The 22972-nt window shown below is 71.6% G+C and carries 23 protein-coding genes; 13 read left to right on the top strand and 10 right to left on the bottom strand.

The window, feature by feature from the left end; genetic code table 11:
- Positions 1-432 precede the first annotated feature (432 nt).
- Together Hbl1158_RS12830 and Hbl1158_RS12825 are read right to left on the bottom strand one after the other, a co-directional pair.
- Positions 433-1338 carry a Vms1/Ankzf1 family peptidyl-tRNA hydrolase gene (locus tag Hbl1158_RS12830; RefSeq protein WP_234297648.1) on the bottom strand — a complete coding sequence of 302 codons (906 nt, stop codon included), beginning with the start codon at positions 1336-1338 and terminating at the stop codon, positions 433-435.
- Between the two features lie 76 nt (positions 1339-1414).
- Positions 1415-1786 carry a DUF5802 family protein gene (locus Hbl1158_RS12825; RefSeq protein WP_234299536.1) on the bottom strand — a complete coding sequence of 124 codons (372 nt, stop codon included), beginning with the start codon at positions 1784-1786 and terminating at the stop codon, positions 1415-1417.
- Between the two features lie 183 nt (positions 1787-1969).
- On the opposite strand from Hbl1158_RS12825, the gene Hbl1158_RS12820 reads away from it, so the two are divergent.
- A complete protein-coding gene (locus tag Hbl1158_RS12820) occupies positions 1970-2791 on the top strand; it encodes an aldo/keto reductase (RefSeq protein ID WP_234297647.1) in 822 nt (273 codons plus the stop codon).
- 95 nt (positions 2792-2886) lie between these two features.
- Entirely contained in the window at positions 2887-3327 is a 441-nt protein-coding gene (locus tag Hbl1158_RS12815; protein ID WP_234297646.1) for a hypothetical protein, read from the top strand.
- Positions 3328-3360: 33 nt separating this feature from the next.
- Here Hbl1158_RS12815 and Hbl1158_RS12810 read toward each other — a convergent pair whose 3' ends face one another.
- Positions 3361-6105 carry a phosphoenolpyruvate carboxylase gene (locus Hbl1158_RS12810; RefSeq protein WP_234297645.1) on the bottom strand — a complete coding sequence of 915 codons (2745 nt, stop codon included), beginning with the start codon at positions 6103-6105 and terminating at the stop codon, positions 3361-3363.
- Positions 6106-6358: 253 nt separating this feature from the next.
- On the opposite strand from Hbl1158_RS12810, the gene Hbl1158_RS12805 reads away from it, so the two are divergent.
- Both Hbl1158_RS12805 and Hbl1158_RS12800 read left to right on the top strand, forming a co-directional pair.
- Positions 6359-7249: a Rieske 2Fe-2S domain-containing protein gene (locus tag Hbl1158_RS12805; protein WP_234297644.1), complete on the top strand. Its 891-nt coding sequence runs from the start codon at positions 6359-6361 to the stop codon at positions 7247-7249.
- A 55-nt stretch (positions 7250-7304) separates the two neighbouring features.
- Positions 7305-7757, top strand: coding sequence for a hypothetical protein (locus Hbl1158_RS12800; RefSeq protein WP_321169941.1), 453 nt, complete (start codon positions 7305-7307; stop codon positions 7755-7757).
- 30 nt (positions 7758-7787) lie between these two features.
- On the opposite strand, the gene Hbl1158_RS17195 is transcribed toward Hbl1158_RS12800, so the two are convergent.
- A complete protein-coding gene (locus tag Hbl1158_RS17195; protein WP_255764094.1) occupies positions 7788-7910 on the bottom strand; it encodes a hypothetical protein in 123 nt (40 codons plus the stop codon).
- A gap of 44 nt (positions 7911-7954) precedes the next feature.
- Between Hbl1158_RS17195 and trpD the strand changes: the two genes are divergently transcribed.
- The 5 genes from trpD to Hbl1158_RS12775 are packed head-to-tail and all read left to right on the top strand — an operon-like array spanning position 7955 to position 13471.
- On the top strand, positions 7955-8953 hold the full coding sequence (trpD, locus tag Hbl1158_RS12795) for an anthranilate phosphoribosyltransferase (protein ID WP_234297643.1): 999 nt from the start codon (positions 7955-7957) through the stop codon (positions 8951-8953).
- Positions 8953-9612, top strand: a complete 660-nt coding sequence (locus tag Hbl1158_RS12790; protein WP_234297642.1) for a phosphoribosylanthranilate isomerase — start codon at positions 8953-8955, stop codon at positions 9610-9612. Before trpD ends, Hbl1158_RS12790 begins: the two co-directional genes overlap by 1 nt.
- Positions 9609-11537, top strand: a complete 1929-nt coding sequence (gene trpE / locus Hbl1158_RS12785) for an anthranilate synthase component I (protein WP_234297641.1) — start codon at positions 9609-9611, stop codon at positions 11535-11537. Before Hbl1158_RS12790 ends, trpE begins: the two co-directional genes overlap by 4 nt.
- Positions 11534-12127, top strand: a complete 594-nt coding sequence (trpG, locus tag Hbl1158_RS12780; protein WP_234297640.1) for an anthranilate synthase component II — start codon at positions 11534-11536, stop codon at positions 12125-12127. The genes trpE and trpG overlap by 4 nt, the downstream gene beginning before the upstream one ends.
- Positions 12128-12184: 57 nt before the next feature.
- Positions 12185-13471: a hypothetical protein gene (locus Hbl1158_RS12775; RefSeq protein ID WP_234297639.1), complete on the top strand. Its 1287-nt coding sequence runs from the start codon at positions 12185-12187 to the stop codon at positions 13469-13471.
- A 54-nt stretch (positions 13472-13525) separates the two neighbouring features.
- Here the strand turns inward: Hbl1158_RS12775 and Hbl1158_RS12770 are convergent, their stop codons facing one another.
- Positions 13526-14077 carry a peptidylprolyl isomerase gene (locus Hbl1158_RS12770; protein ID WP_234297638.1) on the bottom strand — a complete coding sequence of 184 codons (552 nt, stop codon included), beginning with the start codon at positions 14075-14077 and terminating at the stop codon, positions 13526-13528.
- A 213-nt stretch (positions 14078-14290) separates the two neighbouring features.
- Here Hbl1158_RS12770 and Hbl1158_RS12765 point away from each other — a divergent pair, with 213 nt between their 5' ends.
- Together Hbl1158_RS12765 and Hbl1158_RS12760 are read left to right on the top strand one after the other, a co-directional pair.
- Positions 14291-14938, top strand: coding sequence for a metal-dependent hydrolase (locus Hbl1158_RS12765; RefSeq protein WP_234297637.1), 648 nt, complete (start codon positions 14291-14293; stop codon positions 14936-14938).
- A gap of 61 nt (positions 14939-14999) precedes the next feature.
- The gene (locus Hbl1158_RS12760; protein WP_234297636.1) at positions 15000-16022 is read left to right on the top strand and encodes a succinylglutamate desuccinylase/aspartoacylase family protein; all 1023 of its coding nucleotides are present in this window, start codon (positions 15000-15002) and stop codon (positions 16020-16022) included.
- A 45-nt stretch (positions 16023-16067) separates the two neighbouring features.
- On the opposite strand, the gene Hbl1158_RS12755 is transcribed toward Hbl1158_RS12760, so the two are convergent.
- Both Hbl1158_RS12755 and Hbl1158_RS12750 read right to left on the bottom strand, forming a co-directional pair.
- Positions 16068-16592 carry a hypothetical protein gene (locus Hbl1158_RS12755; RefSeq protein WP_234297635.1) on the bottom strand — a complete coding sequence of 175 codons (525 nt, stop codon included), beginning with the start codon at positions 16590-16592 and terminating at the stop codon, positions 16068-16070.
- Positions 16593-16827: 235 nt separating this feature from the next.
- On the bottom strand, positions 16828-17937 hold the full coding sequence (locus Hbl1158_RS12750; protein WP_234297634.1) for an anthranilate phosphoribosyltransferase: 1110 nt from the start codon (positions 17935-17937) through the stop codon (positions 16828-16830).
- 147 nt (positions 17938-18084) lie between these two features.
- Between Hbl1158_RS12750 and Hbl1158_RS12745 the strand changes: the two genes are divergently transcribed.
- Positions 18085-19269 (top strand): Lrp/AsnC family transcriptional regulator, encoded by a 1185-nt coding sequence (locus tag Hbl1158_RS12745; protein ID WP_234297633.1) that lies wholly within the window; start codon positions 18085-18087, stop codon positions 19267-19269.
- A 62-nt stretch (positions 19270-19331) separates the two neighbouring features.
- Positions 19332-19877 carry a hypothetical protein gene (locus tag Hbl1158_RS12740; RefSeq protein ID WP_234297632.1) on the top strand — a complete coding sequence of 182 codons (546 nt, stop codon included), beginning with the start codon at positions 19332-19334 and terminating at the stop codon, positions 19875-19877.
- A 9-nt stretch (positions 19878-19886) separates the two neighbouring features.
- On the opposite strand, the gene Hbl1158_RS12735 is transcribed toward Hbl1158_RS12740, so the two are convergent.
- The 3 genes from Hbl1158_RS12735 to Hbl1158_RS12725 all read right to left on the bottom strand — a co-directional run bounded on the left by Hbl1158_RS12735 (position 19887) and on the right by Hbl1158_RS12725 (position 22810).
- Positions 19887-20657 (bottom strand): class I SAM-dependent methyltransferase, encoded by a 771-nt coding sequence (locus tag Hbl1158_RS12735; protein ID WP_234297631.1) that lies wholly within the window; start codon positions 20655-20657, stop codon positions 19887-19889.
- A gap of 63 nt (positions 20658-20720) precedes the next feature.
- The gene (locus tag Hbl1158_RS12730) at positions 20721-21788 is read right to left on the bottom strand and encodes a dipeptide epimerase (RefSeq protein WP_234297630.1); all 1068 of its coding nucleotides are present in this window, start codon (positions 21786-21788) and stop codon (positions 20721-20723) included.
- Positions 21785-22810 (bottom strand): DUF1611 domain-containing protein, encoded by a 1026-nt coding sequence (locus Hbl1158_RS12725; RefSeq protein WP_234297629.1) that lies wholly within the window; start codon positions 22808-22810, stop codon positions 21785-21787. Before Hbl1158_RS12725 ends, Hbl1158_RS12730 begins: the two co-directional genes overlap by 4 nt.
- Positions 22811-22972: the final 162 nt, after the last annotated feature.

The following is a 22972-nucleotide window of genomic DNA, read 5'->3' as shown; positions in this document are numbered from 1 at the left end:
CTGCTGGGTGCGTGGCGCGCGGGCCATCCGGCACGCCGTCGCCAACCGTAGCGGGGGCTCGGTCCGGGTCCGCGAACCACCTCGGGGAGTTCGTCGTCTGGAACGATCACGACGAGCGACACGCGCTCTCGGTGACTGTCCGGGGCGGAGGAGACGCCTTCCTCGACGTCGAGCGGACCCTCGACCCGGGCGAGGTGGTTCGACTCGACAACCCCATCCACACACGGGGAACGTACCGAGTCACGGCGTCGCTGGCGGACGGCACTAGCGACCGCGTGGAGTGGGACATCGCGTCCTGCGACGACTACGAGTACGTGCGGGCACACGTCACCGAATCCGGCGACGTTTCGGTCGAACTCGGAACGAGGACGGTCGATCCACCCCCGACTGCGACTGAGCGAGCAGGCCCGCCCGCTCGCGAGATAGCCGCGCTCAGACCAGCCGCAACCGCGCCGTCCAGAACTCCGAGAACGCCTCCTCCAGCGCCGTCTCCGGCTTCCCGGTCGCGTCGCTCGCCGCGGTGAAGTCGGCGAACTCCGAGAGCCGCTTCACGATCCCGTGCTCGCCGACCAGCACGACCCGATCGAGGTCCGTGGGCAGTTCGGACAGCGCCGCCCGGCACTCCTCGAGGTGCTCGTCGATCTGCTCCTCGCGCAGGCGCTCGTACCGCGCCTGCGAGAACCCGCCCTTGTCGTGCTCGTCCATCACGTCCGTCCGCACCGTCTCGAGGGCGACGCGCTCGTCGCCCTCGTACACGCCGACGGCGAACGTGTCGGAGCGGGCCACCCCGAACGCGAACCGACCCGTCGGCCGGAACCACGCTCCCTCGACCCGAAAGCCGTCGTCCCACTCGCAGAACGGATCGGGGTCGAGCGCCGGTTCCAGCGTACACGAGACCAGCCCCGCGTCGTCGACGTACACCAGTGTCGGCGCGGCCCGGCGCACCAGCGTCGCACGGTCGCCCAGGGCCTCGCTCACGGCGTCTGGCACGTCGCCGCCGGCGGCGACGAACGCCGACAGCGCGCCCTCCGGGCCGGTCTCCAGGCTCCGAAGCCGCGCGAGCACCTCGTCGCGGCGGTCGGGCCGAAGCGTCTCGACCCCGCGGAAGTCGACGGTCGTGTCCTCCTCCCGGGCCTCGGCGCGCTCCAGTCGGTCCTCCAGTTCCGTGATCCGCGTCTCCAACTCGTTGACGCGCTTCTCGGCCTTCTGGCGCTTGCGCGCCGCCTCGCCGCGGCGCTGCTCCTCGGCCTCCATCCGAGCCACAGCGTCGTCGCGCTCCCCCTCCAACTCGGCGATCCGCTCCTTGAGTCGCTTCCTGCCGAGGAGTCTGTCGAGCATGAGGGAGCCGGCGCGGGCCGGGGCAAAAACGATGCGGGGATCGACCGGGCCGTACCGAGAGCGGTGGCGCGGCCCGTCAGGCGTACTCGGCGGGATCGCCGGTGTCGCCCTCCCACCCGGTGAAGCGGATCAGGTCGCGGGCGCGGTCGGCGTTCGCGAGGAACACCTCGCTGCGGCCCGGCAGGCGGAACTCGAGGTCGTCCGGGACGCCCTCCTCCGGGAGCGCGAGCGTTCCGGAAGGCACGTCGTCGTCGCCGACGACCGGAAAGTGCGTCGTCCCCACCTTCATGACGAGCGGGTTGTCGAGTCGGGCGATGCCCTCCTCGTCCGCGTAGAGCTGTTCGTTCACGCGCTCGTGATCGGATCGCTTGATCGCCGCCGCCTCCTCGGACCTGGGTTGGACGTACATCTCGCCCAGGTAGTAGCCGTGTGAGAACCGTTCGAACATGCTGTGCATGCTAGTCGTTGACGGTGGTCATGATAAGCCTTGTCGGGAACCCTTTTGTGCGACCGCCGAACGACAGCGCCGGTTCTCCTCCGTGAGAACTCGACGCCGAACGACCGCGCCGAGGGGTACCGACGGCTCGCCGACACCGACGACTTGAGGGCCCGCGCGACCGAACGCCGGTGCATGACCGACTTCCAGCGGTTCGGACTCGGCACGTACCAGCTCACCGGCCCGCAGTGCGTCGACAGCGTCGAGACGGCCGTCGAGGCCGGCTACGAGGCGATCGACACCGCCCAGGGCTACCAGAACGAGGCGCTCGTCCGCGAGGGGATCGAGGCGGCCGGGCGCGACCCCGAGGAGCTGTTCGTCGCCACGAAGCTCACGACGGACAACCTCAGCTACGACGACGCCTACGACACGGCGCACGAGTCCGCCGCGCGCCTCGGGGTCGATTCCATCGACCTGCTGTACGTCCATTGGCCGATCAACAGCTACGACGCCCCCGAGACGTGTCGGGCGCTGAACGACCTGGTCGCCGAGGGCACCGTCGACCGCGTCGGCCTCTCGAACTTCCGGCCCGACCAACTGGACGAGGCGCGCGAGCACCTCGACGTCGACGTCTTCGCCCATCAGGTCGAGTGTCACCCGATGCTCCAGCAGCGAGAGTTGCGCGAGTACGCCCGCGACGACGGCCACCACCTCGTCGCGTACTGCCCGATCGCCCGCAATCAGGTCGCCGACGTGGACGACATCGTCGCGATCGCCGAGACCCACGACGCGACGCCGGCACAGGTGTCGATCGCGTGGCTGCTCGCGCACGACGAACTCGCCGCCATCCCGAAGGCAACGAGCGAGGACCACATTCGCGACAACCTCGCCGCCACGGAGTTGGAGCTGACCGACGAGGAGGTCGCCGCCATCGACGACCTCGCCGAGGAGCACCGGATCGTCGACTTCGAGGAGGCCCCCTGGAACCAGGTCGACGCCCGAGCGGACGCCGACTGAATCCGAGGAGACGCCGACTCGACGCCTCGAGCATATTACTTTCACCGCGGACAAGGCCGTTAGTTATCCCTGAACGCGCCGTCGGATGGACCGCGATGACGCGATCGAGAGACGGTACCGGCGACCACGACGGCATCGACGGCATCGACGGCATCGGCGACTGCGACGGCATCAACCGTAACGCTGACCGCGACAGCACCGCCGACCGCGACGGCATCGATGACCGCGACGGCGGCACGGGCCACGACAGCATCGGCGACCGCGACAGCACCGCCGCCGACGACGCGGCCCCCCGCGGTGGCGACGCCCTCGGCGGGCGGGACGCGTCGCACGCGACCGCGGACGCGACCCCCCGGGAGTTGCTCGCGGTCGCTGTGCTGTTCGCGGTGTTGGGCGGCGCGCTCGTCCGGGTCGCGACCGTCGACGCGCCGGCGACGGCGCTGTGGACGGCGCTCGCGACGATAGTGATCGCCGCGGGTGCCGTGCTGTTCGGTGGCGACGCCGTGCGGGCGGCGCTGGGCGGGGGAGGGCGCTGACGCGAGCGCGTCGCCCCCGGCGATCGACGCGACTCAGCCGGTGTTCTTCATCCCGGCGGCGATGCCTTTCACCGTCAGGCGGAGCGCGCGCTCCTCGGCGTCGGTGCGGTGGGTCCGCGAGAGCAGGTCGACCTGCAGGAGGTTCAGCGGGTCGACGTACGGGTTGCGTCGCCGGAGGCTCTCGGCGAGCCACTCGCGGCGCACCAGGTCCTCGCGTCCGGTGATCTCGCGCACCAGTTCGACGGCCCGCTCGTACTCGGCCTCGATCCGCGGGAAGAACTCCTCGCGGAGGTCCTCGGGCGCGAGGTCGGCGTACTCGGCGGCGATCTCCAGTTCCGTGCGCGCCAGCGACAGCGCGACGTGATCGATCGTCGTCCGGAAGAACGGCCACTCCTCGTACATCTCTCGCAGCGTGTCGAGGTCGCCGCCGCCGTCGGGCGCGTCCGCGGCGTCGCCGTCGAGGTACGCGTCCAGTCCCGCGGCGGTCGAGAACCACCCGGGGAGGATCGCGCGGCTCTGGGTCCACGAGAACACCCAGGGGATCGCTCGGAGGTCCTCGACCGTGCGCTCGCCCGAGCGCGACGCCGGCCGCGAGCCCATGTTGAGGTCCTCGATCACGGTGATGGGCGTCGCCGTCTCGAAGAACTCGACGAACCCCTCGGTGTCGAGCAGGTCGCGGTAGGCCGCGCGCGCGCCCTCGCCGGCGGCGTCCATCGCCGCCTCCCATTCGGGCCGCAGATCGGGGGCGTTGCCCCGGAGCGCCCGGAGGCGGGCGCGCACCTGGGCGTCGAGCATCTGTTCCAGTTCGCGCTCGGCGACGCGGGGGTTGGCGAACTTCTCGGCGATCGCCTCGCCCTGCTCGGTGAACTTGATCTCCCCCGTCGCCGTCTCCGGCGGCAGCGCCAGCATCGCCTCGTTCATCGGGCCGCCGCCCCGGGAGATGGAGCCGCCGCGACCGTGGAACAGCCGCAGTTCGACGCCCAGGTCGGCGGCCACCTCCGCGAGCCGTCGGGCGTTCCGGTGGAGATCCCACGCCGCCGCCAGCGGGCCGTTCTCCTTGTTGGAGTCGGAGTAGCCGAGCATCACCTCCTGCACGTCGCCGCGGGCCGACAGCGCCGCGCCGTAGGCGTCGTTGTTCACGAGCGTCCCGAAGATGTCGCGGGCGTTCGCCAGCGCCGACGCCGTCTCCAACAGGGGAACCACGTCCAGTCCGCAGTAGTCGGGCAGGTCGACGACGCCCGCCAGGTCGGCGAGGTAGAGGACTTCGAGGACGTGGGACGGCTCCTCGGTCATCGAGATGCAGTAGGCGTCGATGGCCGCCTCGCCGTACTCGCGGTGCCAGTCTGCGAGCGCGCGGAAGCGCTCGCAGACGCGCTCGGTCGTCTCCGAGAGGTCGTCGCCGTCGCCGGCGGCGGCGTCGGTATCGAGGCTCCCGAGCGCGTCGCCGACGATCGATTCGGTGAGCGTCGCGACGCGCTCGTCCTCGTCCATCGCCTCGTAGTCCAGGCCCTCACGCGCGAGCAGGTCCGCGACGGTCTCGGTGTGGTTCTCGCGGTGGTCGCGCAGGTCCAGCGCCGCGAGCGAGAAGTCGAACGTCTCGACGCGCCGCACCAGCGGGTCGACGTGCTCGGCGGCCGTGGCGTCGTAGCCGTTCGCGCGGAGGTCGGCCGCGAGCGCCCGCAGCGACGCGGCGAACGGCTCGGCGTCGTCGTAGCCGCCCGGCCGGAGGTCGTCGACGCGCTCGACGCGGGCCCGCATCAGCGACACCGCACGGCGGTACGGCTCCTCCGGGTAGCGCTCGGCGAGCGTCTCGGCGACGCCGGGCAGCGCCTCGCTGTCGGCGGCGACGCGCTCGCGGAACGCCTCCGTGTGGTCGAGGCGATCGCCCTCGTGGCTCAACGCCCCCGCGACGGCGTCGAGTCCGTCGAGGTACCGGTCGAGCACGGCCTCGCGCTGGGCCGACAGCGTCTCGGTCGTCACCTCGGGGGTGACGAAGGGGTTGCCGTCGCGGTCGGAGCCGGCCCACGACCGGAACTCCAGCGTCCCGGTGGCGGCCTCGGCGTCCGTCGCGTCCAGTTCGGGGTGCGCCTCGGTCACGCGCTCGGCGAGCGCGGCCTCGGCGTCGGCGGCCACGTCGAACAGCGTGTGCTCCAGGTACCAGCGCACGTCGCGCGCCTCGTCGGTCGGGGTCGGTCGCCGGGGACGGACCTGTCGGGTCGACCACAGCGTCTCCACTTCCGACTCCAGGTCGCGCTCCAACTCGGCGAACTCCCCGTCGGTGAGCCGACGCTCGTCGAGGTCGCGGAGCACCTCCGCGACCCGCCGAAGCTTCGCCTTCACCGTCTTGCGGCGCGCCTCCGTCGGGTGGGCCGTGAACGTCGGAACGACGCGCACGTCGTCGAGCACCCGTCGCACAGTGTCCGCGTCGGCGTCCGCCAGCGCCTCGGCGGTCCGGTCGAGGCCGTCGCCGAGGTCGCCCGACTCGCGTCCCCGACGGATGGCGCGGACGCGCTCGCGCTCCTCGGCGACGTTCACCAGCTCGAAGTAGGCGGCGTACGCCCGCGCGACCGTCCGGATCGTCTCGGGGTCCAGCCCTTCGAGCCGTTCGCGGACCGGATCTCGCGAGGGGGCGTCGCCGGCGCGGTAGTCGATGGACGCCCGCCGGATATCCTCGACGGCGTCGAAGTCCGCCCGCGAGGTCTGTCGCTCCATCACCTCCCCCAACAACGCCGCGAGCTCGCGGACGTCGCGGCCGACGTCCCGCTCGTCGAATGACATGGGATCACAAGGGGTAGCACGGGTCACAACCGTTCCGGTAGTGGGAAAACTCGCGAGAATTGTCTCGGTTTCGAGTACCAGATATCCGACGAGGGTGACCGTGTCGCACCGCCGGAGGGGGACGCGAACGCGGACGCGGAGCCGGCGAACCGAGCGCCGGGATGGGTCGGGAACGCGACCGATCGGAATCGGCCGAAGACGGCCGGTTCACCCTTTCGTCAGGCTTTTGCGTCGCGCCCCCCGAGAGCGAGTTATGAGCGCAGACGACGACAAGTACCCGGGCGAGTCCGGCCGTCGCCGGTTCGTCAAGGGCGTCGTGGGCGGGGCGGCCCTCGCGGGCGTCGGGGCCACCGGCTCGGCCAGCGTCAACAGCCTCACCACCTCTCCGGGAGCCGGGGGCGGTGCGACCGAGGCGATGGCCATCGAAAACACCGCGGGGCCGGCCCCCCGGGGGATGCCGCAGATCCCCATCGAGATCCAAAGCGACGGGACGATCCAGGGCGTCTGGCCCGAGGTGTCCCAGGAGACGGTTCAGGGGCAGACCGTCAACGTCGCCGAGATGGATCTGGGCGGCGTGACCTACTCCTCGGAGTGGTACCAGTACTGCGGAGTCGAGACCTACGAGGGGATCCAGCCGCAGTACGAGTCGGACAACGTCTTCTACGTGGGCTCCGCGCCCGGCTTCGAGTGGCAAAGCGACATCGAGGCGGGCACGGCCCTCAACGTTGACATGTTCGACGACTACGAGAGTTGGGGTAACGGGATCGGCGTCGACGGGATCGGCAAGCCTGGGACGGCGAACTGGCGGTCCCAGGACACCGAGGACACCATCCCGGTGAACGTGCTCCGCTCGCCCGTCATCGAGCAGCTCGCGGCGAACGGTCAGGCACCCGCGCCCGACCAGAACGAGCCGTACACCGTGACCGACAGCGTCCAGCAGTGGCTCCAGGCGTCCACCAGCCAGGGCGTGATGGCCTGGCTCAACAAGTGCACCCACTTCTGCTGTGTCCCCGCGTTCAAGGCGGAAGGCGGCGTGAAGTTCAACGCCTCGAACGAGGTGTACTGTCCGTGCCACCAGTCGGTGTACGAGCCGTTCAGCATCGTCCCGACGCTGTTCACCGCGCGCCCGCGGCCCGACGGATAGCCCCGCCCCGACCCGCACCCGACCGCTTTTCCTCGTCGCACGCGACGACCGGCCCGTGAGCGACGACTCTCCCGACCCAGCCGATGACGCCTCCGACGCGTCCGATGTCGCCTCCGACGCATCCGACGACGCGGCCGCCGACCGGACGTTCGAGCGGGAACTGGCCGCCGCCCGCGCCCTCCTCGAGGACGCCGACGACCTCACCGCGATCCACGTCGGCGCGGTGCGGGGCGACCGCGTCGACACGACGACGGCCCGCCGGAGCGGCGGCGAACGCGGCGGACTCGAGGCCCTGTCGCTGCTCGCGTCACACCTGCGGACGGTCGCGGACGAGGCCGGTGTCGACTACGCCACCGTCGCCGCCGACGCCGCCAGCCTCGCCGGCGGGGTGGAGGAGCTTCCGGCCGACGGCGACCGCGCCGGCGACGGCGACCGCGCCGGCGACGGCGACGATCCGGGCGACAGCGACGACCCGGACGACGGTACCGACGACGTGACCGGCGAGTAGAGGCGACCACGCGCCGGCGATCGGTGGCGATCACAACAGCGTCGGCGACCACAATAGCGACGGCGACCACAACAGCGTCGGCGACCACAACAGCGCCGACCGCCGAATCGGGACCGCGAGTTCCGCGCCCGCGACAGCCTTATCTTGATGCACACATTCGTACATTGTACGACCAACACCGACACAGGTGTTTCACAATGAGTATGGAAGGATACATCGAGCGCGTCGCCGAGGGGGAGGACCTGACCGTCGCGGAGGCGTGGGAGGCGTCGACGCTCGTGTTCGAGGAGGCGACGGAGGCACAGATCGGCGCGCTGCTCGCGGGACTGCGCGCCAAGGGGGAGACGGAGGCGGAGATCGCGGGGTTCGCGCAGGGGATGCGCGAGGCGGCCCGGACGATCGAACCCGACCGCGAGCCGCTGGTCGACACCTGCGGCACCGGCGGCGACGATCACGACACGATCAACGTCTCGACCACGTCGGCCATCGTCGCCGCCGGCGCGGGCGTCACCGTCGCCAAGCACGGCAACTACTCCGTCTCCTCGTCGTCGGGATCGGCCGACGTGCTGGAGGTCGCCGGCGTCGAGGTCGACGCCGAGCCGCCGGCGGTGGAGGACGCCATCGAGCGCGACGGTATCGGCTTCATGCTCGCGACGGTGTTCCACCCCGCGATGAAGGCCGTCATCGGCCCGCGCAAGGAACTGGGGATGCGGACGATCTTCAACGTCCTCGGCCCGCTGACGAACCCCGCGGGCGCTGACGCCCAGGTGCTCGGCGTGTACGACGACGACCTCGTGCCCGTCATCGGCGAGTCGCTCACGCACATGGACGTGGAGCGCGCGCTCGTCGTCCACGGCGACGGCATGGACGAGATCGCGCTGCACGGCCCGACGACCGTCGCCGAGGTCGACGGCGACGAGGTGACGGAGTTCACTCTCACGCCCGCCGACCTCGGACTGGACTCGGCCCCGGTCGAGGCCATCGCCGGCGGCACGCCCGAGGAGAACGCCGACGACCTCCGGGGGATCGTCTCCGGCGAGGTCACCGGGCCGAAGCGCGACGTGATCCTCGCGAACGCGGGCGCGGCGGTGTACGTCGCCGGCCTCGCGGACTCGATCGAGGACGGCGTCGAGGCGGCCGCGAACGCCATCGACGACGGCGACGCCGTCGAGACGCTCGCGGCGCTGCAGGGCTGATGGTCAGAGCGAAGATCTGCGGCGTGACCAACGGGGCGGACCTCCGGGCGGTCGCCGACGCGGGCGCGGACGCGGTCGGGGTAATCTCCGCGGTGAGCGTCGACACCCCCCGCGAGGTCGACCTCGCGCAGGCGGCCGACCTCGCGTCGATGGCCCCGCCGCTGTTGACTACTGTGCTGGTTACGATGCCCGAGACGGCCGAGGACGCCGTCGACGCCGTCCGGACGGTCGCGCCCGACGTGGTCCAACTCCACGGGGAGTTCACCCCCCACGAGATCGGCTACATCCGCGCGGAGACCGACACCAAGGTGGTCCCCGTCGTCGACTACGACGAGGCCGACCGCGCCCGCGACCTCGACGAGGCGGCCGACGCGCTGCTGGTCGACTCCACCGGCGACGACGGCGGCGGCGGCACCGGCGAGACGGGCGACTGGGAGGCGGCCGCCGCGCTCCGCCGCGAACTGGTCTCGCCGGTGATCCTCGCGGGCGGGCTCACCCCGGAGAACGTCGCCGAGGCCGCCGCGACCGTCGAGCCGTTCGCCGTCGACGTGGCCAGCGGCGTCGAGCGCTCGCCCGGCGCGAAGGACCACGCCGCTGTCTCGCGGTTCGTCCGCAACTCCGGGCGCGCGCTCGGCGAGGCAGAGGAGGTGTACGAGTGAGCCCGGACGGCGAGCGCAGCGAGTCCTCGACGCGACCGGGGAGCGGAGCGGGGCGCGAACGCAGCGAGCGCCCCGAAACGTCGAGCGGGGAGGGGAGCGACCCGCGAGACAGCGAGGCGACCAACGAGCGGGGCGGAACCCCCCTCTCTCGCTCACGCGCCGAGTTCGTCGACCTCGTCGAGGACGCCGACCGGCCGTGCGTCGTCCACGCGACGGCGACGCTGGACGCCGACGTGGAACCGCTCACGGCCTACGCCGCGCTGGCGGACCGGTCGGACCACTCGTTCCTGCTGGAGAGCGCCGAGAAGGTCGCCTCCAGCGACCCCGACGGCGCGTTCGCCCCGAGTGCGCGCCGCCGCGGCGACGACCGAAGCGACGGCGACGCCGGCGGGACCGGTGGTACCGCCGACGCCGGCGGCGACGCCGAGCGGCACGCGCGCTACTCGTTCGTCGGCTACGACCCCGAGGCGGTGATCGCGGTCGGCCACGACGGCACCGATATCGAACGCCTCGGCCCCGCCGCCGACTACGTCGACGTGCGCGGCCCCGCCGCCGGCGACACGGTGGACCGCGTGCGCGGGGCCCTCCCCGACGTGGACCGCGTCGGCTTCCCCGACAACGACCGCCAGACGCTCGACGGCGGGCTCGTCGGCTTTCTCGCCTACGACGCGGTGTACGACCTCTGGCTCGAGGAGGTCGGCGTCGACCGCCCGGACCCGGTCGTGCCCGACGCCGAGTTCGTGCTCACGACCCGCACGCTCGCGTTCGACGACCGCGAGGGGAGCGTCTCGCTCGTGTTCACGCCGATCGTCGCCCCCGACGACGACCCGGGCGCTGTGTACGACCGCCTCGCGACCGAGGCCGCCGACGTGCAGGCGACGCTCCGGGACGCCGACCGTCCCGAGACGGGCGGCGTTGCCGTGGACCGCGAGACGGCCGGCCCGCGCGAGGAGTACGAGGACGCCGTCCGCGAGACGAAGGAGGCCGTCCTCGACGGCGAGGTGTACCAGGGCGTCATCTCCCGCACCCGGACGCTGGAGGGCGAGGTCGACGACCTCGGCCTCTACGAGTCGCTGCGCGAGGTGAACCCCTCGCCGTACATGTACCTCCTGCGCCACGGCGACCGCTCGGTGGTCGGCGCGTCGCCGGAGACGCTCGTCTCCGTCGACGGCGACCGCGTCGTCTCCAACCCCATCGCGGGCACGATCCGCCGCGGTACCTCCCCGGTCGAGGACCGCAAGCTGGCGGGCGAACTCCTCGCCGACGGGAAGGAGCGCGCCGAGCACACGATGCTCGTGGACCTGGCGCGCAACGACGTGCGTCGCGTGAGCGAGGCGGGAAGCGTCCGCGTCGAGGAGTTCATGAACGTCCTGAAGTACAGCCACGTCCAGCACATCGAGTCGACCGTCACCGGCACCCTCGCGGCCGACGCCGACGCCTTCGACGCGACCAGAGCCACCTTCCCAGCGGGCACCCTCACGGGCGCGCCGAAGGTGCGGGCGATGGAGCTGATCGACGGCCTCGAACTGGAGCCGCGGGGCGTGTACGGCGGCGGCGTCGGCTACTACTCTTGGACCGGCGACGCCGACTTCGCCATCGTGATCCGGACCGCGACCGTGGAGCACGGCGTGGCGCGAAGCGGCACGGGAAGTCGAGCGGCGGAGCCGCGAGACGGCGGGGGAGCCGACGAGGCGGAGTCGGACTCGCTTTCCGTCCGCGCCGGCGCGGGCGTCGTCGCCGACTCCGATCCCGCCGCGGAGTACGAGGAGACCGAACAGAAGATGGCGGGCGTCCTCGACGCCGTCGACCGGATCCGCGTCGGCGACGCCGCCGGCGACGGTAATCCGGACGACGGCAGCGACGACCCGGACGACGGCAGCGACGACCCGGACGACGGCAGCGACGACCCGGAGGTGGGCGAGTGAACGTCACCGTCGTCGACAACTACGACTCGTTCACGTACAACCTCGTGGAGTACGTCTCGGACCTCCGGATCGGCGGCGAGACCCCCGACATCACCGTGTTGAAGAACGCCGCGTCGCTGACGGCGGTCCGCGACACCGACCCCGACGCGGTCCTGATATCCCCGGGGCCGGGCCACCCGAGGAACGACCGCGACGTGGGCGTGACGATGCCCGTCCTCCGGGAGCTCTCTCCCGACGTCCCGACGCTCGGGGTCTGTCTGGGGCTGGAGGCCGCCGTCTACGAGTACGGCGGCACAGTCGGTCACGCGCCCGAGCCGATCCACGGGAAGGCGTTCCCCGTCGACCACGACGGCGCGGGCGTGTTCGCGGGGCTGGAGCAGGGCTTTCGCGCCGGCCGGTACCACTCGCTGGTCGCCACCGAGGTCCCCGACTGCTTCGACGTGAGCGCGACGACCGACCACGCAGGCGAGGATCTCGTGATGGGCGTGCGCCACCGCGAACACCCGATCGAGGCGGTGCAGTTCCACCCGGAGTCGGTGCTGACGGCGGTGGGTCACGACGTGATCGAGAACTTCCTGCGCGGCGTCTGAGCCGGTCGACCCGACGCACGACAAGACATTTCAGCCGGGGGCGACCACCGAACGCGTATGGTCCCCGACCTCCCCTCCCCGAGCAGGCGAAGCCTCCTCGCGAGCGCCGGGCTCGCGCTCGCCGGCGCGACCGTCGGCGTCGGCGCGACTCGGCCGACGGCGCTCCCGGACCCCGTGACCGATCAGGCGTCGAAGTGGCTTCCCGATCCCACCGACCACCGGTGGCACCCCCCCGTGAGCGAGGCGCACGCCCGCGAGGCCGTCGGTCGACTGGCCGACGAGGTCGAGCGCGGGCGCGAGCTGTGGGAGGAGTTGGACGACGACGACGATCGGTTCACCGGTGCCGGCGGCCACCTGGACAGCGCCAGGGACGACCTCGAGTCCGGCGACCACCGCGGCGCGCTGTTCAGCGCGACCTACGGGATGCAGTTCGCCGGCGAGGACGTGGGCGTGGCCCTCGCGCGCCTCGACCGCGACGGGGGCGACCCCGAACGACTCGCCGAGCGCGGCGAGGCGATCCTCGAGCGCGCGACGGCGGTCGCCGAGGCCGTCGCCGACTACCCCGTCGCCGACCCCGGACGCGACCTCGGGTGGTACCACGAGATCGAGCGGCGGATCCGGCTCGCGCGGCTCGACGCCCACGAGCGCGACCCCGACCGGGATCGAACGTACGACGCCCGCGACATCGGGACGATGTACGGAGGGAACCTCCGAGCCGAGCAGCGCGTCCGCGACGCCGAGTACCTCCACGAGCGCCTTCGCGACCGCGTCGGCGACGACGCCGAGCAGTGGGCCGACCGGGTCGACCGGGTCGACGGGCGCGTTCGCGAGGCGATCGACGGGTTCCCGAGTCGGGAAACGGTCCGCGAGGAGGTGCGCGCCCTCGACGAGGGGACGCCGTACGCGCTCGCGCGCTGGAAGCTCTCGATGTGGTGTTACGACACCGACTACCTCGTCGCCGACTGGGACGAGGACCTCTCGCTTCTCAACGCCGTCGAGGCCGCGCAGGCGCTCGCTCAGCGCCGCGCTCACGACCGCGCGGTCGACGCGCTCGTGATGGAACCGGACGGCCCGCGGTCGTTCGACTCGGGCCACGTGATCCGCGAGAAACGCGCCGCGATGCGGCGCTTCCGGCGCGTCGTCGGCGACTCCCCGGCCCCGTTGCTGTCGATCCTGACCGAGCGTGCCGGCGAGGACATCGACGTGGCAGAGGTCGGATTCGCCGGGAGCTACGAGCGACCGATCTGGCGCGACCGCGTCGACGCCTACTGCTACGCGTTGGTCGCTCGGATGAAGCTGAAGGAGTATCCGCGGGTGTTCGAGCGGTTCGTCGACCGAGCGTGAACGGCGTCGTCGCCGATCGACGCGAGCGTCGGCGTCGCCCGCGCCGGAGTCGCCTTACCGGTCGACGGTGACGCGCTCGACTGTCACGTCGTCGCGCGGCTGGTCGTTGCGGCCGGTGGGGACCGAGCCGATCTCCTCGACCACGTCCATCCCGTCGACGACCTCGCCGAAGACCGCGTGCTTGCCGTCGAGGTGGGGCTGGGCGTCCAGCGTGATGAAGAACTGCGAGCCGTTCGTGTTCGGGCCGGAGTTGGCCATCGAGAGGACGCCCGCGCCGTCGTGGGTCAGGTCGTCGTGGAACTCGTCGTCGAACTCGTAGCCCGGGCCGCCGCGGCCCGTGCCGGTGGGGTCGCCGCCCTGGATCATGAAGTCGGAAATGATCCGGTGGAAGACGATGCCCTCGTACAGCGAGTCGCCGCGGACCTCGCCCGTCTCAGGGTCCTCCCACGTCGTCGTGTCGGGGGCGGGGTCGTCACTGGCGGCGGGGTCGTGCTCGGCGAGGTTGAGGAAGTTCTCGACCGTTCGGGGGGCGCGGTCGGCGTACAGTTCGATCTCGATGTCGCCGTGGTTCGTGTGCAGCGTGACGTGCGGCAGGTCGTCGCTCATACCGATAGCCTCGCGGCGGAGGGGGGAAAGTCGTTCGACTTCCCGCCGCGGGGCCGGGCGCGACCCGGCCGAGGCGGCGGCCGCCCCCGACGTGTTCGGGGCGCGGTCGACCACGGGGCGTGGATCCCGAGATGCGGCGACCGCGCCGGCGACGCCGTCGATGACCCGGATCCCGGACACGTTTATGCGTCGTCACGCCCAGGCACACCTCGGATGCCGTCCACGCTCGTTCACTTTGCCGTCGCCGGCCTCATCGCGGGAACGCTGCTCCACGACGAGTTCGACGTGCGGTCGCTCGGTGCCGTCCTCGCGGTCACGGCGATCCCGGACCTCGACGCGTTCCTCTCGCCGGTGTTCGAGGGGGCTCACCGCGCCGCGCTCCACACCCTGTTGGTGCCCGTCGCGCTCGCGGCGCTGTTCGTCTACGACCTCCGGCGCGATCGGTCGCTCGTCCGGCGGCGGTTCGGCGACCGCGGCGTCGCGGTCGGGTGGGTCTCGCTGGTCGCGCTCGTGTTCGCCGGGATCCTCCCGGACGTGGCGCACACGGGCGCGAACCTCCTGTACCCGCTTCACGACCGGTTCTACACGCTGGAGGGACACCTCCTGATCTCCGACCAGCGCGGCGTGGTCCAAACGTTCGTGGACCTGTCGCCCGAGCCGCCGGGCGGCGGGTCGAGCGAGCCGGCCGAGACGACCAACAACACCCACCACCCCTCGGCGGTCGACCCGGCTCCCGACGACGAGCCGGAGGACGTCGAACGGAAGCTGTGGATCGTCGGCAGCGGAGAGCGACTCCTGCTCATGGCTACGAGCGCCTGCGTCGTGTCGGCGCGGCTGGTCGAGGGACGGCTTCGGCGGTGAGTCGAGTCGACGACCCGCGTTCGGGCCACAGCTACAAGCCGCCGGCGACGGAAGCTGACGCATGGCTGGCCACGAAGCCGAGCGCGTGACCCTCGCGCGACTCCCCTCGGGCGTCGCGATCGAGACGACCGTGCACACGTACACGCCCGAGGACGCGGACGCCGGCGACGGCGACCCCGGCGGCGACGACTCCCCGACCGTCTACGTCCAAGCGGCCCAGCACGGCCGGGAGATCAACGGCGCGGCCGTGTGCCGTCGACTGCACGACGACCTCGTCGCCGCCGACCTCGCCGGAACGGTTCACGTCGTCCCCGTCGCCGACCCGCTCACCTTCGACACCGTCTCGTACACCACGCCGGAGGCGTACGACTCGGTGAACCCGAACATGAACCGGTGTTGGCCCGGCGACGACGACGGCACCCTGCACGAGCGCATGGCGGCGACGCTGTGGGGGTACGCCGGCGACGCGGACTTCATCGTCGACCTCCACACCGGCAGCCGGGACATGCTCACTCACACGGTGTACCTCCGGGGCGACGACGACTGCCGCCGGCTCGCGGAGGCGTTCGGGACGGACCTCCTGCTGGCGGAGTCCGCCGGCGAGGACGCCGACGAGGAGTGGGCCAGCCGCAACTTCGGCGGAAAGCTCCGCGTCGCGGCCACGCGGGAGGGGATCCCCTCGATCACCCCGGAGCTGGCCCACAACAAGGAGCTGGTCGACGACGCCATCGAGACCGGCGTCGCGGGCACGAAGCGGGCGCTCCGACACGCGGGCGTGCTCGACGACCGGGGAGGGGTTCCCCGGTGGGACGGCGTTCGCGCGCGAAACCACCTCGGCCGGGTGACCGCCGGCGAGTCGGGACTGTTCCGCGCGGCCGCCGACCTCGCCATCGGCGACGAGGTCGTCGAGGGGAAGTACGTCGGGGAGGTGTACGACCCGACGACCTACGAGGTTCGCCAGGAGGCGACCGCCGACCGCTCGGGGATCGTCTACTCGGTCGCCCGCGAGGCGACCGTCACGGCGGGCCAGACGCTCGTCGGCATCGCGATCCGCCTCGACGACGAGGAGCGCGGGAGCGAGTGACGGGCGCGACCGCGACCGGACGCGATCAGCCGTCGGCGTCGACGATCAGCCGCCGGCGACGACCGTCGCCTCCCCGCGGCCGTCGCGCGCGAGCAGCGCGAGCGTGACCGCGCCGGCGACGACGCCCAACAGCGCCATGTACGCGAGGAAGCCGACGTACCACTCCAGCCCGAACAGCCCGGGCGTCCAGCCGATGAGCGCCGGCAATGACGCGCCGGCCGCCTGGGTGACGAGCGCGACCACGAGCGCGGCCATCCAGCCGCCGATGAGGAGGCGACACACCTCCCGCCACGGCGCGACCGACACCCCCTTCGCCACCAGGCCGCCGACGCCGACCGGCACGTAGAGGAACGCGAACCCCAGCGCCACCGGGATCCGCGCGGCGTCGGGCGGCAGGCCGAAGCCCGCGCCGACGCCGGTGAAGACGGCGACGAGCGCCAGCATCGCGCCCAGCGCGCGGTCGTGACCGATCAGCCGTCCGAGGACGTACGTCGACAGCCCGAGCAGAACGACGGCGGCGCTGGCCGAGAGAAAGAACAGCTGGTACAGACTCGCCGGTCCCACGGCCATCCTTGGTGAACGAGCCGGGTCGCGGTACAAAAGCGTGGCCCGCCGCGTCTCAGGCGTGAGAACGTCGGAGTCGGTCGCACCGGCGGTCGAAGTCCGTTGCCGGCGGAGCGGTACGGGATCGCGCCGTCGTGTTCGGCGGTCTCGCTCGCTTCGCCCGCTCACGGCTCACTCCGTTCGCCGTTCGCGACGAGGGCTCGCTGTCGCTCGCCCTCGCGCTCCTTCGGCCGCGCGCTTCTCAGAACTCGCGGAGGTCCTCGAGGACGGCCGCCGCGGAGCCGTCGTCGATCGCCTCGTGCGCGAGTTCGAGTCCCTCCTCGACGCTGTCGGCGTCGCCGCCGGCGTAGATCCGGAACGCCGCGTTGAGCGCCACAGCGTCGACCCAGTGGTCGTCGCGCTCGCCGGCGACGACCTCCTCCGTGAGCGTCGCGGAGTCGACGGCCACGTCGTCCACCTCGAGATCGGCCTCCTCGAAGTCCATGCCGTACTCGGGCGTCTCGATCTCGTAGTCGACGAACTCGTCGCTCTCGCTGCCGGCCTCGCCGTCCGCGCCGCCCCCCGCGTTCCATTCAGCGACTTTCGTGTAGCCGGGTCGGATGTCGTCGTACCCCTCCATCCCCTGGAACATGATGACGCGGTCGAGGTCGTGGAACTCGCTCTCGACGAACGTGTCGACGACCTTCTTCGCGAACGCGAGGTGGTAGAACGAGCCGAGGTGCGTCGACGCGCCCGCGGGGTTCGCCAGCGTCTCGATCGTGTTGACGAACGAGCGCACGCCCATCATGTCGCGGCGCTCGAACAGGTCGTCGACCGCGGGATTGAACGCCGGCTGGTAGTAGAAGCCGAAGCCCGTCTCGTCGACCATCTCCGCGGAGTCGCGCGGCGTCAGCTCGGTCGCGATCCCCAACTCGTCGAGCACGTGCTTGTAGGCGTCCTGCTTCTGCGTGGGAACGCGGTCGCCCGAGTGGACGACCACGGGCGTGCCAGCGCCGGCGGCGACGACGCCCGCGGCCGCACCGAGGATCGCCGTCTCGCCCTTGCCGTCGTAGTTCGCCCCGCAGTCGACGGGGTCGGCGTCTGGCTCGGCGTACTCGACGCGCGCGCACATCTCGTCGACGTACGCCGCCAGCTCCTCGGGGTTGTTGCGCTTCCAGCGGTTCGCGAGCCAGAACGCCCCCAGCGTGGTGCGGTCCGGCTCGCCCGCGAAGATCCGACGCATCGCCTCGCTCGCCTGGTCGCGGGTCATGTCGTCGGCCGACTTCGGGCCGGAGCCGCACACCTCGGTCATGAGCCGCTTGAGCGGCCACTCGCCGAACGTCTCGTCCGCCTCGGAGGTCGCCTTCGCCATACGCGATCCGAGGGGCGTTCCCCGCAAAAACCACCCGGTTACCCGGACGGTCCGGGTGATCGAATCACCAGGTCGTCCCGGGGGACCGTCCGATGGAGGACGGTCGCGAGCGAAACCGGTAGGTGCCGCCGGTCCCTACGACGGTCAATGAGTAGCGCCGAGGGCGACGACGCCGAGGGAGTCGACGGGGGCGACAGCGACGGCTGGCGCGCGGGACTCGACGCCGTCGACGCGCGGCTGATCGACGACTACCAGAGCGGCTTCCCCGTGGCAGAGCGGCCGTTTCGGGCCGTCGCCGACGACCTCGGGATCGACGAGGAGGAGGCGCTCGAGCGGGTGACGCGCCTGCGCGAGCGCGGCGTCTTCCGCCGGTTCGGGGCGGTGCTCAACCCCCCCGTGATCGGCTCGTCGACGCTGGCGGCCGTCTCGGCCCCCGAGGAGCGATTCGAGGCGGTCGCGGAGATCGTCAACGGCTACCGGCAGGTGAACCACAACTACCGACGCGATCACGAGTGGAACCAGTGGTTCGTCGTCACCGCCGCCACCCGGGAGACGCGCGACCGGATCCTCGCGGAGATCGAGGAGCGAACCGGCTGCGAGGTGCTGAACCTCCCGATGCTGACGGACTACTACATCGACCTGGAGTTCCCGGTGTGGAACGACGACGCCTTCGCTAGAGAGGGCGTGGCGCGCAGCGCCACGGAATCCGCGAGTAGCGCGGAACGGAGTTCCGCGGACCATTCGAGCGGGCGTAGCCCGCGAGAAGACGGTGACGAACCGCGAGCGGCGCTGGACTCGACGGAGGCGAGCGCGACCCGGATCTCCGAGGACGCCGCCGGCGACCTCTCCGGTCTGGACCGTCGGCTCCTCGTCGAGATCCAGGACGGCTTCCCGCTGTCGGCGACGCCGTACCGCGACGTGGCCGACGCCGTCGACGCCGACGTGGCCGACGTGCTCGCGGCCGTCGAGCGCCTGCTCGACGACGGCTGCATCAAGCGGATCGGCTGCGTCGTCAACCACGTCGTCACGGGCTTCCGGAACAACTGCATGGTCGTGTGGGACGTGCCGGACGACCGCCTCGACGAGGTGGGCGAGCGCGTCGGCGAACTGCCGTACGTCACCCTCTGTTACCACCGCCCCCGTCGGCCCGAGCAGGACTGGCCGTACAACCTCTTCACGATGGTCCACGGGCGGAAGGCCGAGGCGGTGGACGCGAAGATCGACGAACTCGCGGCCGAGTACCTCCCCTTCGATCACGAGCGCCTCTACTCGACGGCGACGCTGAAGCAGACCGGGGCGCAGTACGAGGAACTGGTCGGCGACGGGGCGTAGGCGGCTCGGTCGTCCCCCGCCCGTCCACAAGGCACTTGTCGTGCATCGTCGGAGTCGGGACGATGCCCTCCAGACGCCGGCTCCTCGCGATGCTTGGAACCACGGTGCTCGCCGCTACCGGTGGCTGTCTCACGGCGGCCGGCCGCGACCTGCCGGTGCGCGAGGTCGACGGCGATTCGTACCTCGCCGGCGCGATCGAGGGGTTCCCGTCTTCCTCGTCCCTCGTCGTCGCCGTCGGCGACCGCAGACTGGTCCCGGCGGCGGCCGCGAACCTGCCGGTCGCCGCTCGGGTGTGGAACGACACCGGCGATGCCCGGACGGTCCGGCTCCGGTTGGAAGCGGACGACAGCGGGGTAGTGTTCGACCGCACGGCGACGGTGTCGTCCGGTGCGGCCGTGACCGTCGACCTCCGAGAACCGGACGACTATCGGCTCCTGTGGGTCGACGGCGACGACGTGACGGTGCTCGCCGACGTGCCCGAGGCGGACTTCGACTGCAACGAGACGAGCTACGAGGCCGCGATCCGTCCCGACGCGACCGTCGAGACGAGCCATATCACGACGACGCTCGGGTGCGGACCGCTGTCGAGGGTTCCGACGCCGTTTTGAGATTGGGGATCACCGCGCGACCGCCCGGAACCGCACGCTCCGCGGCACCTCCCACAGCACGTCCGGGCGGTCGCTCTCGGCCGGGTCCGCGTCGGCGATCGGGTCGTTCACGTGTTCTCGCATCCGCGTCACCTCGAAGCCGGCCTCGCGGAGCGCGTTGTACACCTGCGCGACGGGACGATCGAACAGGACCATCGTCGACTCGAACGATTCGTCGACCGTGACCTCGCGGGGGCCGGGATCGAGGTAGTTCCCCTCCAGCGTCCGCGTCTCGGCGTCGAGCGCCTCGTACAGCGGGTGCGGCAGGCTGAGCACGAACACGCCGCCCTCGCGGAGGACGCGGCGGGCCTCCGCGAGCGCCCGGTCGAGGTCGGGGACCATCTGGAACGCCGCCTCCGAGGAGGCCAGGTCGAACGCGTCGTCAGGGAGTGGGAGGTCGGCCGCGTCCCCCTGGACGAACCGCGCGTCGACGCCGTAGAAGTCGCGGAGCCGGCGCGCGTGCCGGAGCTGCTCGCGCGAGAAGTCGACGCCGACGACGGTGTCGGCTCCCATGCGGGCGGTGCCGACGCTCCCCTGTCCGCCGCCGCAGCCCAGTTCGACGTAGTCGGTCCCGTCGACCGACTCCAGGGGGTCGGGGTCCATCCCGCCGGGTCGGTCCGTGTCGAACGGCGACGGCGCGGGCGGGAGGTCGCCGTCGGCGGTGTTCGCGTTCCAGTACGACTGGAACTCGTCGCTCCACTCGTCCCACAGCCGACGGTTCTCCTGTCGGTGATCGCTCACGACGGACGTGGTCGGGGGAGACGGTATCAGCGTTCCGCCGGTGTGGGGACGAGCCGCAGGGCGTCACTCCGACCGCTCGACCGCGCCGGTCCCGTTTCGCTCGACCGCGCCCAGTTCGATCCGCCCCTCCGGCATCGCCACGCCCTCGAACGGGTCCGCGTCCTCGGCGAGCAACAGGCTCCCGTCGAGGTCCGCGTAATCGAGCAGCGGCCCGAGGTGACAGCCGGCGGCGATGGCGGCGTTCGACTCCACCATGCAGCCGAGCATCACCTCCAGCCCGTGTGCGCGGGCGGCGTGGATCATCCGTTTGGCCTCCAGCAGGCCGCCGCACTTCATCAGCTTCAGGTTCGCGATGTCACAGCGGTCGGCGATCCGCGGAATATCGGAGAGCGTGACGCACGACTCGTCGGCGGCGATCGGCAGCACGGAGCGCTCGTGTGCGTCCTTCAGTCCCGCGGGGTCGCTCGCGGGGAGGGGCTGCTCGATGAACTCCACGCCCAGATCCGCCAGCCACTCGCTCTTGCGGGCGGTCTCTCTGGGCGTCCACGCCTCGTTGGCGTCGACGCGGAGCGTCGCGTCGGACGCCTCCTCGCACACCGCTTCGACGACCTCGCGGTCGCGGTCGGTGCCGAGCTTCAGCTTCAGCGTCGAGTAGCCCGCGTCGACCGCCTCCCGCGTCTTCTCACGCATGGTCGCGGTGTCGTCGATGCCGATGGTGAACGAGGAGGTCGGCGCGTCGGCCGGGTTCAGCCCCCACAGGCGGTACAGCGGGACGCCGAGGCGTTTGGCGGCCAGGTCGTGCAGCGCGATGCTCACCGCGCAACGGGCCGCGGGGTTGTCGGAGACGACCGACTCCATGCGCGCTTCGATCGCCGCGATCGCGTGCGGGTCGCCGACGGTCTCGACCGCCGCGAGCAGGTCCGGCAGCACCGCCGCGACGGTGTCGGCGGTCTCGCCGTAGTGGGCCGAGGGCGCGGCCGCGCCGACGCCGACCATGCCGCCCTCGTCGGCGATCCGGACGATCACGTTCTCGGCGGCGACGGTGGTGCCCCGCGAGATGGTGAAGTCGTGTTCCAGCGGCAGGGAGACGCGCTCGAAGGAGGTGGTGAGAGACGACGACGGGGCCGTCATCCGCGGATCGCCTCCAGCACCTCGTCGGTCCCGAACCGAATGAGGTCCGTCGCCGGCGCGTCGACGGCGTCGGCGAAGTCGTCGACTGCGGCCTCGGCGGCCGCGTCGTCGGCGATGTCGACCGTGTTGAGCGCGCCGGCGACGACCTCCGCCCCGTGAACGGGCGTTGCGAGCGACTCGTAGAGGTCGACGTACTCCGGCAGGGGCGGGAGGTCGAACGACTCGTAGCCGTGGATCGCCTCGCGGCCGGTGGCGTGACAGAGGACCAGCCTGTCGGCCATCGCGCCGTGGAGGATGCCGCAGGTGACCGCCGAGTACGCGGGGTGGACGATGCTGCCCTGGCCCTCGACGACGAGCAGGTCGTGATTGTCGCCCTTCTCGAGGATCATCTCCTCGACCGCGCCGGCGGTGAAGTCGCTCACGACGCGGTCGACGGGATGCCCCCATCCCTCGATCATGATCCCCGTCTGGCCCGTGGGGATCGCGCAGGCGTCGACGCCGGCCTCCCGGGCGGCCTCGACCAGTTCCATCGTCGCAGTCATCTTCCCGACCGAGCAATCGGTGCCAACCGTCAGGACCACGTCCGCGTCGACCTCGGCCGCGCGGCCCTCGGCGACGCCGATGTCGGGGTCCGGGCGGCGCACGTCCCACAGGTCGACGCCGTGTTCGGCCGCCAGCGCGGCGAGGTCGTCGTCCTCGTTGAGGAAGTAGTGGAGCCCCGAGATCACGTCGCAGCCGGCCTCGATGGCCGCCTCCACGTCCGGCCGCCACGACTCGTCGAAGCCGCCGCCGATGGGGGCGATCCCGATGACGAGCGCGTCCACGTCGTCGGGCACGTCCGCGAACGAGGCGACGATCGGCGCGTCCGGAACGGCCGGGAGGTGGTCGGCGACGCGCTCGCCGGGGCGGTCGCGGTCGAGGACCGCGGCGACCTCGTAGTCGGCGTAGCGGATGATCCCGTTTGCGGTCTTCGAGCGGTCGGGAAACTTCTCGTGGGCGAGGACTGCGACGCGGTCGGGCATGTGCGAAGGTGTGTGAGCGCGGGTGATAAATCGGACCCACCCGGTTGGATCGGCCGGATACCGTGGGTGCGCCGAATCCATCGCTGAGATCAGGACAGCGGCGGCGACAGGCGTGGTGGCGGCCGCGCAAGCCCCACCCTGCGGGCGGACGGAGAATCGGAA

It is taken from the genome of Halobaculum sp. CBA1158, from assembly GCF_021431925.1.
Lineage (GTDB): Archaea > Halobacteriota > Halobacteria > Halobacteriales > Haloferacaceae > Halobaculum.
This window is presented reverse-complemented; position numbering and strand designations above follow the sequence as displayed.